The following is a 16,141-nucleotide window of genomic DNA, read 5'->3' on the forward strand; positions in this document are numbered from 1 at the left end:
ATTAACACGAGAGCCGTCAGTGGCTCTCCGTATAACAAGGAAACCTGCAAATGAAAACGGTCAAGCACTGGCAACTCGAACAGCAGAAAGAAAATGAAATTATCCTGCAATGCGATAACCGGCACAGCCTGCATATTTTTGTTCTGGAACACGATCTGATCCGGGTTTTATTTCAGCAAAACCGTCAGCTCCGGCTGAACCGGACATGGACAGTGGCTCCGGAAAATGATGAGATCCCCTGGGAAGGCAGGGACCGGTTTGCAACTCATGGATACAGTTTGCCAGAGTTTAGCATTGAGCAGTTGGATGACCAGCTACGAATCACAACTCATCAGCTTCGTCTTACCATTCATCAACCCTTGTGGATGAGCTGGGAACACCGGGCAGAGGGCCAATGGTTACCACTGGCACAAGATCGCAAGACCGGTGCCTATCAACTGGGAGTTTCCGAACCGGGTATTGCCCATTTCATGCATCGTGAATCCGGGGAATTATATTTCGGGCTGGGAGAAAAAACCGGCGAACTAAACCGTGCAGGACGCCGGTTTGAAATGCGTAATCTCGATGCCATGGGATATGATGCCAGCAGAACAGATCCTCTTTATAAACACATTCCATTTTATATCACGCGAAGTTCTCAAAAGGATACAAGCGCCAGTTTCGGACTTTACTATGATAATCTGGCCAGTTGCTGGTTTGACTTAGGAAATGAGCTGGATAATTACCATACACAATATCGCAGCTACCGGGCTGAAGATGGTGATCTGGATTTTTATTTCATGTATGGCCCAACGATTAAACAGGTTACGCAACAATTTGTCAGGCTAACCGGTGGTACAGCATTTGGCCCACGCTGGAGCCTTGGCTACAGCGGTTCAACCATGCAGTATACCGATGCTGAAAATGCACAAGAGTTACTGGAAAGTTTTGTAGATCAGTGTCAGGAACATGGTATTCCCTGTGATTCATTCCAGCTTTCGTCTGGTTATACATCCATTGGCGACAAACGCTATGTTTTTAACTGGAACCATGACAAAGTACCAAGTCCTGAAAGTATGACAAAATACTTTCATCAAAATGGCCTGAAACTAGCCGCGAACATCAAACCCTGTTTACTGCATGACCACCCAAAATTTGAGGAGGTCAAATCAAAAGGACTGTTTATCCGGGATTCTGAATTCGATCAACCGGAAAGCTCTGTCTTCTGGGACGCCGATGGCTCTCACCTTGATTTTACCAATCCTGATACTATCAGTTGGTGGCAGGATAATATAACCAGGCAGTTGCTGAAAAAAGGTATTGATTCAACCTGGAATGATAATAACGAATATGAGATTTGGGATAAAGGTGCACGCTGTTATGGTTTCGGACAGGAAATTCCAATCGGATTAATCCGTCCGCTTCAACCATTACTGATGATGCGGGCATCTTATGAAGCTCAGGCCAGATTCTCACCAACACTCCGCCCTTACCTGATTTCCCGTTCGGGCTGTCCCGGTATGAATCGTTACGTACAGACATGGAGTGGAGACAACCGGACGAACTGGACCAGTTTACGCTATAACATCAAAATGGGATTAGGGATGAGTTTATCAGGTTTATATAACCTGGGTCATGATGTGGGCGGATTTTCCGGTAATAAACCCGATCCTGAGCTATTCGTTCGCTGGGTACAAAATGGCGTCATGCATCCGCGCTTTACTATCCATTCCTGGAATGATGATGGTACTGTCAACGAGCCATGGATGTACCCACAGGTCACCCCCATCATCCGGGATGCGATGAAACTCAGATATCAGCTTATGCCATATATTTATGATGCGTTATATCAGGCTTACCAATATGATGAACCTATTCTAAGACCAACATTTCTGGACCATGAGCAAGACCCAAAAACTTTCGAAGAAAATGATGATTATTTGTTTGGACAGGATGTACTGGTCGCTTCTGTAGTAGAACCGGGCAAGCGCCAACGTCAGGTTTATCTGCCGGAAAATGGTGTGGGCTGGTACGACTACCATACCAGCCGGTGGTATGGAGCCGGTCAGACTGTGACTCTGGATGCCCCGCTTGAACGCATCCCTCTGCTGGTCCGGGCCGGAGCAATAATACCCATCAGTGATCGTATTGCACATACAGATACAAAACAGGACACAACCAGACAGCTCAAGATTTATCCGCTTCAGGGGGTGGGACGCTCATCGCGGAGCATTTTTGAAGATGATGGTGAAACATTTGGTTATTTAGAAGAGAATTACCTTAAGCTTCACATCGATATGACATGCTCAAACAATACAATAGAACTTAATATTACTGCAGAAGGTCATTATAAACCTGCTTATCAGGCTGTGAACATTTGCCTTCCGTCTCATGAAAGCCGTCAGTTATTGATTAACGGAGAGGAAGCCGGAAACGGTGACGCCTTCCCTCTGAGTCAGGCGTACGAACAGGAAATCACACTATGAGAAATATTAGTAACACTCAGCTTCATTTATCAGTCAGTACCCCAGACTATGACCGGAACAGATTAAAGTCGAAAATTGTCCATCTCGGTTTTGGTGCATTTCACAGGGCACATCAGGCATTATTTACCGATGAACTGGCCAGAAAATCTGACAGCGACTGGGGCATATGCGAAATTAATTTATTTGGTGGAGAGGCATTGATTCAATCGCTGCGACAACAGGAACATCAGTTCACTGTTGCAGAAAAAGGGGCACAATCGACCGATGTAAAAGTCATCGGCTCAGTGACAGAATCCCTTCATCCAGCTCTGAATGGTATTGGTTCTATCCTGGAAAAAATGGCGGAACCCCAGGTTGCGATTGTATCAATGACCATTACCGAAAAAGGTTACTGTGCTGATCCGGCGACAGGAACACTGGATGCAGAAAATCCACTGGTAGTTGCCGATCTGGAAAATCCTCAACAGCCTAAATCTGCACTGGGATACATTGTACAGGCGCTCAAATTACGCCGGGAACGCAACATTGCACCATTCACAGTCATGTCCTGTGACAATATTCAGGAAAACGGCCATGTTGCCAGGACTGCAATTCTTGAATATGCCCGTCTGCTTGATACTGAACTGGCACAATGGATAGAAGATCATGTCACATTTCCCTGCACGATGGTCGATCGCATTGTTCCGGCAGCAACGGAAGAAACACTTCATGAAATTGCACAGTTACTTGGTGTCGAAGATCCATGCGGCATCGCCTGTGAACCCTTTCGTCAATGGGTAATAGAAGATAATTTTGTTGCCGGACGCCCTGACTGGAATATCGCCGGAGCTGAATTTGTCCCGGATGTTGTTCCTTATGAAGAAATGAAGCTGCGGATGTTGAACGGCAGTCATTCATTTCTGGCTTACCTAGGCTACCTTGGGGGCTACGCACATATTTCAGATACTATGACCGATAATGGCTATCGTCAGGCAGCTCTTGATATGATGCTCAAAGCGCAGGCTCCCTCTTTGAATATGCCGGAAGGAACCGATCTGGAAGGCTATGCAAAACTACTGATTGATCGTTACAGTAACCCAAATCTGAAACATAAAACGTGGCAGATTGCGATGGATGGCAGTCAGAAAATACCCCAGCGTCTGGGGGGAAGTCTGCGTTACCATCTGGCCCGGGGAACCGATTTCTCTTGGATCGCAGCAGGAATTGCCGGCTGGATGCGTTATATTGCTGGTGTCGATGAGCAAGGCAATGACATTGAAGTCAAAGATCCAATGGCCACTTCCCTTCGGGCCATCTGCGATGAGCATGGCTTGAATGTTTCCGTTGTCCCGGCCCTGCTCAGTATCGAGGCGATTTTTACAGCGGATATTGGTAAAAACCCGCAGGTTCTCGAAGCTGTCTCTGCCGCGTATCAATCATTAATTGATAACGGAGCAAGAGCCACCGTTCGCAAGCTTTCCGGAGACAAACAGTGATGAAAAGCTTTTTGTGTGAAGATTTTTTGCTGACAAACAGGACGGCCTGCCGTCTCTATCATGACTATGCGGCAGAACAGCCAATATATGATTATCACTGTCACCTGAATCCTCAAGACATCGCTGAAAACCGCCAGTTTGAAAACCTCGGCCAAATATGGCTGGAAGGCGATCACTATAAATGGCGTGCAATGCGAAGTGCCGGGATTCCGGAATCTTTGATTACCGGAGATTCTGCAGACATTGAAAAATACCATGCCTGGGCGAAAACTGTGCCTCTGACACTGGGAAATCCCCTTTATCACTGGACACATCTTGAATTACGTCGCCCTTTTGGTATTACAGGCCAATTACTTTCTGAGCAAACTGCAGATGAAATCTGGCATCAATGTAATGACCTGCTGTCACAACCAGAGTTCAGTACCAGAGGCATTATGCAACAGATGAACGTGGTAATGGCAGGAACAACTGATGACCCAATCGACTCACTCATTCATCACAAGACCTTAGCTCAAGACAGTAGTTTTGAGCTCGAAATTCGTCCAAGCTGGCGGCCCGACAGAGTCTTTAAGATTGAACAGGAAGGGTTTGCCTGTTACATCAGACAGCTCGGAGAGGTCACTAACACAGAAATCACCCGTTATCATCATCTGCTGGCCGCTTTAGAACAACGAATGGCGCACTTTGTGCTTCATGGTTGTCTGGCCGCAGATCATGGTATTGAAGTCGTTCGTTACGCACCTGTTCCTGATGAAAACACACTGGATTATCTGCTACAACGCAGACTCAACGGTGAAATATTGTCTGAAACAGAAATCGCTCAGTTCTCTACTGCAGTACAAGTCTGGCTTGGTAAGCAATACTCCCGTTTGGGCTGGGTTCTGCAGATGCATATCGGAGCCCAACGAAATAATAATACCCGCATGTTCCGCCAGTCAGGTCCGGATTCTGGTTTTGACTCCATTGGCGACCAGCCTTTCTCCTTCGCATTGGCTCATTTACTGGATGCTATGGATCTGACCGATGAGTTACCCAAGACAATACTGTACTGCCTGAATCCGCGGGATAATGAAATGATTGCAACAATGATTGGTAATTTTCAGGGCGGGGGGATTCCCGGTAAAATTCAGTTTGGCTCAGGCTGGTGGTTTAATGATCAGAAAGACGGTATGCAACGTCAGCTGGAACAGTTGTCTCAACTGGGGCTGCTCAGTCAGTTTGTTGGTATGCTGACCGATTCCCGCAGCTTCCTGTCCTATACCCGGCATGAATATTTCCGCCGGATTCTTTGTAATTTTATCGGCTATCAGGTAGAACAGGGGGAAATTCCCAATGACATGTCTCTTGTGGGAACCATGATCAACAATATCTGTTTCAGCAATGCCCGCAACTATTTCAATCCGACATCAGTTCAGACACTTTAACAAAGTATACCTTCCCAACATCTGCCGGTGACTGTCCGGTAATATAAATCCCTCTTAACCGGAGGGATTTTTCTAAACATTTCATGAAATAACACTTCAGTTGATACCAAACCATATATAGCCAATGCAGATCATGTTTATGTACGACACGAAAAAAAACATTTGACCCTGTAGTTAAGAACAAGGTTTATAGTAATAGTGACAACAACGTTAAAGGGAACCGGATATGGCGATGTTAAAAAAGGGAGAGCTGGCAAAAAGAACCGGCGTAACCGCAGAAACCATCCGTTATTATGAAAAACAAGGCTTACTCACAGCGGAAAGAGCCAAAAATGGTTACCGGCTGTTTGATGTGCACAGTGTCGAGCGTCTGAAGTTTATCCAGCGGGCACAGAGTATCGGTTTCAACTTAAAAGAAATTGCTGAACTACTGGCGCTGGAAATTGCCCGAGACCAGCATACCTGCGAAGAAGTGAAAGCAATCACTGCGGCAAAACAGACCGAAATAAAACAAAAAATACAGGCGCTGCAACGCATGTATGATGCTTTAGCTCTGATGAATAACCGATGCTGTGGCGGCAATCATTCTGCTGAACACTGCACGATTTTGACAGCATTGGCAGATACTGACTCACAGGAGGAAGCGGACAATGAACACGCTCACTCTCATTAGTCAGGCATTTTTGTATTTATGGCTCGATGCTGCCTTCTGGCTGATATCCGGACTGGTTGTTGCCGGTCTTTTACAGACTTTTGTCAAAGGCGATTATCTGGGTCGTCATTTAAATGGGCAGGGATTTATCCCGGCCATTAAAGCCGCTATTCTTGGCATTCCTCTGCCCTTGTGTTCCTGCGGTGTGATTCCGGCAGCTGTCGGGCTTCGCAGAGCCGGAGCATCTAAAGGAGCAACCACTGCATTTCTGATTTCCACCCCGGAAACCGGTGTTGATTCTATCGCTGTCTCCTACGCGTTACTTGGCCCGTTTATGACAATTATCCGCCCGGTTGCTGCCATCTGTTCTGCTATTACAGCGGCGGTGTTAGTCATTCTCGGGGAAAAAAAAACCGCCCCCACAATGAAAATTACTGCGGCGACGCCTGCTGTTTCAATGACAACACCGCTTGCAGCAAAGCCGTCATTATCACCTTCCTTACAGATAAAACAGAGTCAGCCCGTGCCGTCCTGCCATTGCTGTCACAGCAAAAAATCATCATCATCACTGACGGGGCGCATCTGGCAGGGACAGGTTTATGCATTCACTGAATTACTCGGCGATTTGTCTGTCTGGTTGATTGTGGGATTAATCGTTTCAGCAGGCGTGGTTGCGTTCGTTCCTGAAAACACCCTGGCAGAGATCAGTCAGGGCGGCTGGGCGATGGTGATCATGGCGATGGTGGGCGTCCCTATGTATATCTGTGCATCGGCTTCAACACCTTTGGCTGCAGGTTTAATGCTGGCCGGGGTTTCGCCCGGAGCCACACTGGTTTTCCTTCTTGCCGGACCGGCAACAAATGTGGCAACACTCGGTATTGTCCGTCAGGAAATGGGCACCCGGACACTGATTGGTTATCTGACGGGTGTGATTAGTGTCGCGATTGGATTTGGTTATCTGACTAATTTTCTGGTTGGACTCTGGCAAATCGACATTGCCGGCGAACTGGGCCACAGCCATGCACTGATGCCTGACTGGCTTAGCTGGCTGGCAGCACTGATGCTTGCCGGACTGGTGATCAGAGATTTAAGCAAACGTATCCGTGGTTTTTTGCAAAAAGTATTCAGCAAACAACAACCTTCTCATCTTCACCATGGTAAATCATAACTCCGCGATTGCCGAAAATTGGGTCACCTTAAAACATTGCAATTTTAGATAAGCGTGGCGGATGATTTTTAAAGATAGATTTTACCTGTGCGATTAAAAGCTCTGCAGCAGATAGCGCATCAATTGCTGCAGAATGCGCATTGTAGGCAGGTAAACCATAAGCAGAACGAACGTCCTGAAGCTGGAAACTACGACCAAGGGTCGTTTTTCCTGAAAAAGTCATCGATTTTTCAACCCGTAATGTATCAATCCAGAAGCAGGGAAAATGGGCAATCCCAAAGCGCTGTTTCAGATAGGCCTCAATAAACTGCTTTTCAATACATGCGCCATGAACCACAGGAATTTTACCGGCCAGTACATCAAACAGCTGCGACATCGCGTCATCCAGATCCACCCCATTACGCAGTGCTTCAGGAACAATCTGGTTAATGGTTGCAGAATCGGCACTCACATATTCCGGGTGTTTAATAAAAATTTCTTTACTGGCGTCAAGGTCAATCTGACTCATATTCATCGGCACCCAGCCGACACTCAGAATCTGATCTTTCCCGGCTTCAATCCCGGAAGTCTCAAAGTCCAGAGCTATCATATCCTGCTGTAAGACCAGAGCATCCGGCTCTGGTAACGGGGTATTAAAATAATTCGCCAGCCCCGGTGTCCATTCAATCCCGCTTTCCGCTAATGTCTTATGCTGCTGACTGAGTTTTCGCCATCCGGAAATGTGCTGTCTTATGATTTCAAACATAACTATCCTTTAATAAAGCGCAGCTTTGCTACATCCTGTAACTCACTAATAATCTTAAAGGCTTCTTTAAGGTGCTTCCTTTCGAAACTACTGAAAGAGTCAGGAGATATATGATTATCCGGATTACGTCCATCACGCAATGACTGCATCTGATGTTTAAAACGAACTTTGCGGATAAAACGAAAAGCACCAATAATATTTTCACAGCTATCTTCAGACAATGCGCCATGCGCAGCCGCATACTGAAATCTTTCTTCTGTCCCTGTCATTGAACCGCCGGCAGACAAACTGAAAATCCGGGCCAGATCAATAATCAGATTCAATGCATATTTTTTAATATTCAGTGTATTACTGTTATCTCCGCCTTTCTCCAGAACCAGATTGTTGAAAATCCCCAGCGGCGGCTGAGTATCAATCGCGTCACGGACTAACGAAGGCAAAAAGTTAGAGCTGCTCTGAATACAATGATGCAGGTGTTGCTGCAGTTCATGAACAAACCCCTGATTACCATATACAGAACGCACTTCAAGAAATACACTGATACTTAATAATTTATTGTACTCAGGGCTTGCAACCCACTTACTGTAATAAGCTTTCCAGGTATCCAGCGGCTGGCACCATTTCGGTGTGGCAGCCATATATTTTCCGTCACACAATGGATAACCACAGGCGAATAAACCGTTACAGACCCGCATCGCCAGATGTCTGAAATAGACAATATCTTCAGGTTTGACATCATCAGATAATACAATTGCACTGTCCTGATCAGATAACATGTGGACTTCATTTCGGGCATGGGAACCAGCAACCATCCAGACATAATCACATGGCGGCGGGCCTAATAGTTCTTCGGAAATTTCAATCAGGCGACGGGTAAAAGCATCCATAATCATCGCCATCACCTGCCCCTGAAGCACCGCACCAATGCCACTTTCGACCAGTGATTCGAATATAGATTCCCGCTCATTTTTCAGTGCAGCCAGTGAGTTAACCGAACTGGCATATTTAATTTTTTCAATCAGGAACAAAGCCTGAGTCCGGTGATTATGTACCAGATGTGAAGTCGTCAGCAGACCAACAACTTCTTTCCCCCGCAGAACCGGCATACAGCGGATATTATGTTGCAGCATCACTGAGATCGCCTGCACCACTTTATCATCGGCCTGAATCAGCTGCGGATTATGTGTCATCACTAAATGAATCGGTTCACCGGTATCAATTCCGGCAGCAACACCCCGTGTCATGTCCCGATCCGTAACAATCCCAACAATTTCATCATTCTGTTTGACAACGGCACAAGAGCTTCGGTTTTTTTTCTCACCGCACATAATCTGAGCGACCTGACGAATGGGGGTATCCGATTCAACAATCGCTATATTTTCACTGGCAATTTCGCCAACCCGGCGATAGAAAAAACCTTCATCTTCACGGTTTGCATCCCGGTTAATTGAAGAGATGGCAGAAGTAAGACGAACCTGTGCCCGGGCCGCAAAATAATCGACAAATTCCGGATGTTTTACGCATATTTCTTTCACCACTTCATGAGGAACAAGATATAAGAGAGAGTCGCTGATAGCTTCAGCATAATACCCATCTTCAGTATCTTTCAGTGGTTCAAGAAAAGTAAATCCAAACTGATCATCCTCACCCAGCCGGGCCCGAAGCTGGCCATCAGCTCTTTTCTGTTCTATTGCACCGGTACGGATAATATAAAGGTAACGATCTTCACACAAAGCACTGAATTCTATTCGCTCACCCTGACTCAGGTAACGGACTTTGACCTGCCCGGAAAGATAACTGACAATTTCATCAGGTAACTTATCAAATGGATCGATTTTAATCAGAAAATCATAAATATTCGGTGTCAGAGATGAGCCCATACAGCCTCCGAAAATGAAACATCGTTTTACTTCATTTGGTTTAGTCTAAAAAAGCAGCCCTGTGGCTGCTCATACAGAATCAATCATGTCAAATGGGATACGCATTGAATCCAAGATTCTCTGATATATTCCGGCCGGCTTGTTGCAACAGGTCTACATAATAGTTCAGGCGTTTTTCATCGAACCGGATGGTCGGTAATGAAATAGAAACACCAGCAATCACATTGCCAAACCGATCATATACCGGCGCAGCAATACATCTTAAACCAGGCTCCTGCTCTTCATTATCTTCTGCATAGTGCTGCTTCTTCACCTGATCCAGCTCGGCAAGCAATTGTTCAACATTCTTATGCGTGCGTTCTGTATGACCGATAAATTCAACATCAGTCAGCACTTCCCGGATATAGTCTTCATCTCGCTCGGCAAGCAACACTTTTCCGATCGCAGTACTGTAAAGCGGATTTCTGCGGCCTATCCGGGATTGCATCCGCAAATTGTATCCGGAATCAATCTTATGGATATAAATGATTGCATTATCATCCAATGCGCCTAAATGCAAAGCCTCGTTTGTTTGCTCAGAAATATGACGCATCTCGCGGTCAGCCAACTCAATTAAGTCTACATATTCCAGTGATTTCGCACCCAGTTCGAAAAGCTTTAATGTCAGCGAATACTTATCAGCTTCTCCCTCCTGGGAAACATAGCCAAGTGATTTCATCGTTTGCAGAAAACGATAAGTTGTCGCTTTAGACATCATCAAACGCTGCGATAACTCGGATACGCCAATTTCTCTCTGATCGCCAAGAGCCTGCAATATACTAAAGACTTTTAAAACCGATGATACCGCTTCCGGTTGAGTTGGTTTTTCCATTATCGTTTGCCCCTTAACTTAAAAACAGATACCTGTATCTCTCATTATTACTTTGCTCCCTATTATAGTGATTACCAGATTATGTACCAGTATTTTTAAAAAGGCTTTTCAAAAATATGAAACCGGACATGGAATATGTCAAAAAAGCAGATCTTCATCATTATTTTTAAAATAGCGTTTCAAAAAAAATTGCAAATGGTTTCTTTTTGATCCAATATATTTTCACTACAGTGATATGGCTTTCATCGGCCTCATCACGATATCAGCAACCACTAAGGAAAATTTTATGATTCTTGATTCATTCAATCTTGAAGGCAAAGTCGCTATTGTAACTGGTTGTGATACTGGCCTTGGTCAAGGTATGGCATTAGGTTTGGCAAAAGCCGGATGTGATGTTGTCGGTGTCAACATAGTCGAACCAACAGAAACGATCGAACAAATGAAACAAATCGGGCGTAAATTCATCGATATCAGAGCGAATCTGATGAAGCTGGATGACATCCCTAACATTGTTGATCGTGCCGTCACTGAATTTGGTCATATAGACATTCTGGTAAACAACGCTGGTATTATCAGACGTAATGATGCCATTGATTTTAGTGAGCAAGACTGGGATGATGTTATGAACATCAACATCAAGTCAGTATTCTTTATGTCTCAGGCTGTTGCGAAACAATTTATGGCTCAGGGTACTGGTGGTAAGATTGTCAACATCGCTTCAATGTTGTCATACCAGGGTGGTATCCGTGTACCTTCTTACACAGCTTCAAAAAGTGGTGTAATGGGCGTAACCCGTTTGATGGCAAACGAGTGGGCAAAACACGGTATCAACGTGAATGCAATTGCACCAGGTTATATGGCAACAAACAATACGCAGGCACTTCGTGCTGACGAAGTTCGTAATAAAGAAATTCTGGATCGTATTCCTGCAGCACGTTGGGGTACACCTGAAGACCTTGCTGGTCCATGTATTTTCTTGTCTTCGTCTGCATCAGACTACATTAGCGGTTACACAATTGCTGTAGATGGCGGTTGGTTAGCTCGTTAATTTAAAACGAATTAAAGAAGATGGATTTAGATATATCAGTTGCTCAGGCCTTAGGTTTCGTCAGTTACGGGTTAGGCATATCCACATTTTATCAGAAGAACGATCGTCGTCTGAAAATTGTGATGCTGATTTTTAATCTAAACCATCTTCTTCATTTTTTATTACTTGGTTCAATCGTGTCAGCGCTCAGTGCCGCACTTAGTGCGATGCGTACAGCCAGCTCTATATTCACTTCTTCAAAATATATCGCATTCTTTTTTATGGTTGTTGGTTTCGGTTTCGGTATTTATCTTGCCGAACACTGGTGGGACTTATGGCCTGTAATGGGAACAATGATCGGTACTTTTGCCGTTTTTTGCCTTCAGGGTATTCCCATGCGAATTGCTTTTTTGACAGGTGCAATATGTTGGCTAACCAATAATATTCTGGTCGGCTCTATTGGTGGCACACTTTTAGAAGCGACTCTGATATGTGTAAATAGTTTGACCATATACCGTTTACTTCGTGATTCAAAACAGAATATGGCAAGTCAGGCTACATAAGTAATTAAGAGGTTAACATGTTTGTTTATAACAACGATGTACAGCTTGAAGATCTGGGTGGTGGCGTATCACGTAAGATCCTGGCATACAGTGACAATATTATGAGTGTTGAAGTGTACTTTGAAGATGGTGCTGTTGGTGCAATGCACAACCATCCGCACGAGCAACTGACTTACGTATTATCTGGTGAATTTGAGTTTACGATTGGTGAAGAAACTAAAATCGTTAAAGCGGGTGATGTGCTGTACAAAGAGCCAAATGTTATGCATGGCTGTGTATGCCTGAAGAAAGGTGTACTACTTGATAACTTTACCCCAATGCGTAAAGACTTTATTCAATCATAATTTATTTCTAATTTATTAATGCGGCTGAGCCGCCGGAGTACTAACCATGAAAATCGCACTAATGATGGAAAACAGCCAAGCAGCTAAAAATGCGGTTGTTCTTAACGAGCTTAACACTGTCGTTCAGCCTCTTGGCCACGATGTATATAACGTTGGTATGAGCGATGAAAATGATCATCATCTGACTTATATCCACCTGGGTATCATGGCTAGCTTATTGTTGAACTCTAAAGCTGTTGATTTTATTGTCGCGGGTTGTGGTACTGGCCAGGGCGCAATGATGTCTTTAAACATCCATCCAGGTGTTGTTTGCGGATACTGTTTAGATCCTTCTGACGCATTCCTGTTCAATCAAATCAACAACGGTAACGCGCTTTCTCTTGCATTTGCAAAAGGCTATGGCTGGGGTGCGGAACTGAACGTTCGCTATATCTTCGAAAAAGCATTCACAACTGGTGAACGTGGTCAGGGTTATCCACTTGAGCGTGCTGAACCACAACAACGTAACGCTGGTATTCTGAACTCTGTTAAAGCAGCTGTAGTTAAAGAAGACTACCTGGACACTTTACGTGCTATCGATCAGGAACTGGTTAAAACAGCGGTTTCAGGTCCACGTTTCCAGGAAGCTTTCTTTACTAACTGCCAGGTGCCTGAAATCGCAGAATATGTGAAGTCACTGGTTGGCTAAGCTTTGGATTAGTTTCCATTACGCACTATTTATCAGACAATCATTTATGCTGATGAGCCAACCTTCCCCGGTTGGCTTTTTTTCTAGATTCACCCGGCAATTCAGGGAAGCTCCTTTCAGACGTCAACTGACCTGAATTGATTTACCAGAAGAGCAATTCATGAAGTCAAACACATCCACCCTGTTCCGGTCACTTTCCCAGCTTTCAGAAAATAAACACGTCTTACCCCTATGGGAAAACAACCTTCAAACCAACCCGGATCTGTCTTCACTTTGTACCGAACGCAGTCGTCAGCCCGATATGTGTGACAGAGCGCTTTACCGGATATCCAACCCGGAAGTGCTCATTTTTGAGCCGGAGCAGAGTAACCATACCGGGATTTTAGTGATTCCCGGCGGCGGCTATCAAAGAATTGCGATAGATAAGGAAGGACTTGAGATAGCCCGGCGGCTGAAGCAATGGGGTTACACCGTTTTTGTCATGAGCTACCGAATGCCGGAAGATAAACATCCACAAGGCTCAGATGTCTCCTTTACAGATGCGCAGCGTGCCATGCGTATGATTCAATCACACCAGCAATGGCAACATATAACCCAATGGGGAGTACTGGGTTTTTCTGCCGGCGGTCATATCGCAGCAAGACTGGCAACCCAAATGAATCAAACCATATTTCCCGGACAGGATCAGATCGATTCGCACAAGATTCACCTGGATTTTGCCGCCTTCATGTATCCGGTCATCAGTATGGAGCCAGAGATTGCTCACTCTGGCAGTCGACATGCTTTGATGGGAAATCCAGCCAAAGAGATACTGAAAGAGAAATATTCAATCGAAAAGCATGTTTCTGCTACAACCCCTCCCTGTTTTATCGGACATGCGATTGATGACTCTTCCGTCGTTGTTGAAAATAGTCTGAGTCTTTTTAAAGCGCTGAGAACCTGTCAGATCCCTGTTGAAATACATTTATTTGAAACAGGAGAACATGGCTTTTGCCTCAGAACCCGGGAAAGCACATCGACCCATCTGTGGCCTGACTTACTCCACCGGTGGATCGGACACTTATCTGTTCCGCAATAGACCAAAATACATGTTTGTGTCTGCATTCACACTCTGACCACTTAAAATGAACCATTGTTTTATTTTTATTGATTTATTGTATCCTTTTGCAGATAATAACCACATATCAATGTAGGAGATTTTTCATGAAAATGAATCGAGTCGCTGTTATTGGCGAATGTATGGTTGAATTAAAGAAGGATGGCGATTTATATCAACAAACTTTTGGTGGAGATACTTTAAATACCGCACTGTACTTATCTCGCCTGACTCAATCACATGGAATCACCACTGCCTATGTTACCGGGTTAGGTAAAGACCCGTTCAGTAGTCAAATGCTGACCGCCTGGCAGGAAGAAGCGATTAATACAGACATGGTTAAATTGTCTGATTCAAAATTACCAGGCATTTACACAATTTCCACAACGCCTGACGGAGAGCGTAGTTTCAATTACTGGCGTAATGATTCAGCAGCAAGATACTGGCTTCGTGACTACGAAAAAAGTGATTTGATCCAACAATTGAAACAATTCGACCTGGTTTATCTTAGTGGTATCAGTCTGGCTATTCTGCCAGATGACTGCCGTGAAATTTTGATCGATATTCTGACACAATGTCATCAGGACGGCCTCAAAATTGCGTTTGATAATAATTACCGCCCCACTTTATGGGAGTCGCCTGAATCTGCACGTCAAATGTATGAAAAAGTACTTCGTCTGACCGACACTGCATTTTTAACTTTCGATGATGAACAGGCTCTGTATGGTGATTCAAAAGAACAGGAAGCCATCCAGAGAACACAGGATCTCGGTGTCAGAGAAGTTGTCATCAAGCGGGGTGCAGATGAGTGCTATATCGTCACTCAGGATGATTTTGTCACTGTACCGGCAACGTTAGTTTCGAATGTAGTAGATACTACAGCTGCAGGCGATTCATTCAGTGCCGGGTATCTGGCAAAACGGTTGTTGGGTGGTACCATGTCGGAGTCTGCATCTGCAGGACACACACTTGCCGGAACGGTAATTCAGTACCCTGGTGCAGTCATTCCGCATCAGGCTATGCCAAAAATTTAACTGAGGGAAACCATGAAAAGTATTAACGAGAGACTGAGTGAAATTAAAGTTGTACCAGTGATCGCAATTAATGATCCGGGTAAAGCAGTGAAGCTGGCCGAAGTATTGAGTGAAAACGGCCTGCCTTGCGCCGAAGTGACATTCCGTACAGAACATGCTGCGCTTGCAATTAAGAATATGCGTGAAGCCTACCCGGACATGTTAATTGGTGCAGGTACAGTTTTAACCGCAGAACAGGTTGATGAAGCAATCGATGCTGGTGTGGATTTCATTGTCAGTCCGGGTTTCAATCCAACAACCGTCAAATATTGCCAGCAGCGCAAAGTGACTATTGTTCCGGGTGTGAATAGTCCGAGTCTGGTCGAACAAGCGATGGAGATGGGCTTGAGAACACTGAAATTTTTTCCGGCAGAGCCTTCTGGTGGTGCTGCGATGCTGAAAGCAATGACGGCCGTGTATCCGGTTAAGTTCATGCCGACAGGTGGTGTAAATCCTAAGAATGTGAAAGATTATTTAGCGATTCCGTCCGTACTCGCCTGTGGCGGGACCTGGATGGTTCCGAATCAGATGATTGAAGATGGAAACTGGGAAGAACTTGCTCAGCTTGTCCGGGAAGTTGCTTCAGTTATCGCTTAATTGAATGACAAGATTTCGTTTAATCTTTTGGCCATTTATGTGGCTATGTTAGTCCCGTTAGATTGTCCATTTG

General features: G+C 44.9%; 15 protein-coding genes. 12 read left to right on the plus strand and 3 right to left on the minus strand.

The window, feature by feature from the left end; all coding sequences use genetic code 11:
• The first annotated feature begins 50 nt into the window (after window positions 1-50).
• The 5 genes from OC443_RS12370 (at window position 51) to OC443_RS12390 (ending at window position 7,184) form a co-directional block, all read left to right on the plus strand.
• A complete protein-coding gene (locus OC443_RS12370; protein WP_073584301.1) occupies window positions 51-2,465 on the plus strand; it encodes a glycoside hydrolase family 31 protein in 2,415 nt (804 codons plus the stop codon).
• A complete protein-coding gene (locus OC443_RS12375) occupies window positions 2,462-3,940 on the plus strand; it encodes a mannitol dehydrogenase family protein (RefSeq protein ID WP_073584299.1) in 1,479 nt (492 codons plus the stop codon). Before OC443_RS12370 ends, OC443_RS12375 begins: the two co-directional genes overlap by 4 nt.
• Window positions 3,940-5,364: a glucuronate isomerase gene (gene uxaC / locus OC443_RS12380; protein WP_073584297.1), complete on the plus strand. Its 1,425-nt coding sequence runs from the start codon at window positions 3,940-3,942 to the stop codon at window positions 5,362-5,364. The genes OC443_RS12375 and uxaC overlap by 1 nt, the downstream gene beginning before the upstream one ends.
• A gap of 226 nt (window positions 5,365-5,590) precedes the next feature.
• Window positions 5,591-6,037: a Zn(2+)-responsive transcriptional regulator gene (gene zntR / locus OC443_RS12385; protein WP_083601673.1), complete on the plus strand. Its 447-nt coding sequence runs from the start codon at window positions 5,591-5,593 to the stop codon at window positions 6,035-6,037.
• Window positions 6,015-7,184, plus strand: coding sequence for an SO_0444 family Cu/Zn efflux transporter (locus OC443_RS12390; protein ID WP_262021677.1), 1,170 nt, complete (start codon window positions 6,015-6,017; stop codon window positions 7,182-7,184). The genes zntR and OC443_RS12390 overlap by 23 nt, the downstream gene beginning before the upstream one ends.
• Before the next feature lie 28 nt (window positions 7,185-7,212).
• On the opposite strand, the gene OC443_RS12395 is transcribed toward OC443_RS12390, so the two are convergent.
• The 3 genes from OC443_RS12395 to kdgR form a co-directional block, all read right to left on the minus strand.
• On the minus strand, window positions 7,213-7,929 hold the full coding sequence (locus tag OC443_RS12395) for an exonuclease domain-containing protein (protein WP_073585632.1): 717 nt from the start codon (window positions 7,927-7,929) through the stop codon (window positions 7,213-7,215).
• Between the two features lie 2 nt (window positions 7,930-7,931).
• A complete protein-coding gene (locus OC443_RS12400; RefSeq protein WP_073585633.1) occupies window positions 7,932-9,809 on the minus strand; it encodes a putative nucleotidyltransferase substrate binding domain-containing protein in 1,878 nt (625 codons plus the stop codon).
• 88 nt (window positions 9,810-9,897) lie between these two features.
• The gene (gene kdgR / locus OC443_RS12405) at window positions 9,898-10,680 is read right to left on the minus strand and encodes a DNA-binding transcriptional regulator KdgR (RefSeq protein WP_073585634.1); all 783 of its coding nucleotides are present in this window, start codon (window positions 10,678-10,680) and stop codon (window positions 9,898-9,900) included.
• Window positions 10,681-10,966: 286 nt separating this feature from the next.
• On the opposite strand from kdgR, the gene kduD reads away from it, so the two are divergent.
• The 7 genes from kduD to OC443_RS12440 all read left to right on the plus strand — a co-directional run bounded on the left by kduD (window position 10,967) and on the right by OC443_RS12440 (window position 16,068).
• Window positions 10,967-11,728 (plus strand): 2-dehydro-3-deoxy-D-gluconate 5-dehydrogenase KduD, encoded by a 762-nt coding sequence (kduD, locus tag OC443_RS12410; protein ID WP_073585635.1) that lies wholly within the window; start codon window positions 10,967-10,969, stop codon window positions 11,726-11,728.
• Window positions 11,729-11,748: 20 nt separating this feature from the next.
• On the plus strand, window positions 11,749-12,270 hold the full coding sequence (locus tag OC443_RS12415; protein WP_073585636.1) for a YgjV family protein: 522 nt from the start codon (window positions 11,749-11,751) through the stop codon (window positions 12,268-12,270).
• A gap of 17 nt (window positions 12,271-12,287) precedes the next feature.
• Window positions 12,288-12,614, plus strand: coding sequence for a cupin domain-containing protein (locus tag OC443_RS12420; RefSeq protein ID WP_073585637.1), 327 nt, complete (start codon window positions 12,288-12,290; stop codon window positions 12,612-12,614).
• Window positions 12,615-12,660: 46 nt separating this feature from the next.
• Complete coding sequence (locus OC443_RS12425) at window positions 12,661-13,302, plus strand: RpiB/LacA/LacB family sugar-phosphate isomerase (RefSeq protein WP_073585638.1); 642 nt, start codon at window positions 12,661-12,663, stop codon at window positions 13,300-13,302.
• A 160-nt stretch (window positions 13,303-13,462) separates the two neighbouring features.
• Window positions 13,463-14,380, plus strand: a complete 918-nt coding sequence (locus OC443_RS12430; protein WP_073585639.1) for an alpha/beta hydrolase — start codon at window positions 13,463-13,465, stop codon at window positions 14,378-14,380.
• Between the two features lie 125 nt (window positions 14,381-14,505).
• Window positions 14,506-15,432 carry a 2-dehydro-3-deoxygluconokinase gene (locus tag OC443_RS12435; RefSeq protein WP_073585640.1) on the plus strand — a complete coding sequence of 309 codons (927 nt, stop codon included), beginning with the start codon at window positions 14,506-14,508 and terminating at the stop codon, window positions 15,430-15,432.
• A 12-nt stretch (window positions 15,433-15,444) separates the two neighbouring features.
• A complete protein-coding gene (locus tag OC443_RS12440) occupies window positions 15,445-16,068 on the plus strand; it encodes a bifunctional 4-hydroxy-2-oxoglutarate aldolase/2-dehydro-3-deoxy-phosphogluconate aldolase (protein WP_073585641.1) in 624 nt (207 codons plus the stop codon).
• Window positions 16,069-16,141 lie beyond the last annotated feature (73 nt).

Origin of the sequence: Vibrio quintilis (genome assembly GCF_024529975.1) — a bacterium.
Taxonomy (GTDB): domain Bacteria; phylum Pseudomonadota; class Gammaproteobacteria; order Enterobacterales; family Vibrionaceae; genus Vibrio; species Vibrio quintilis.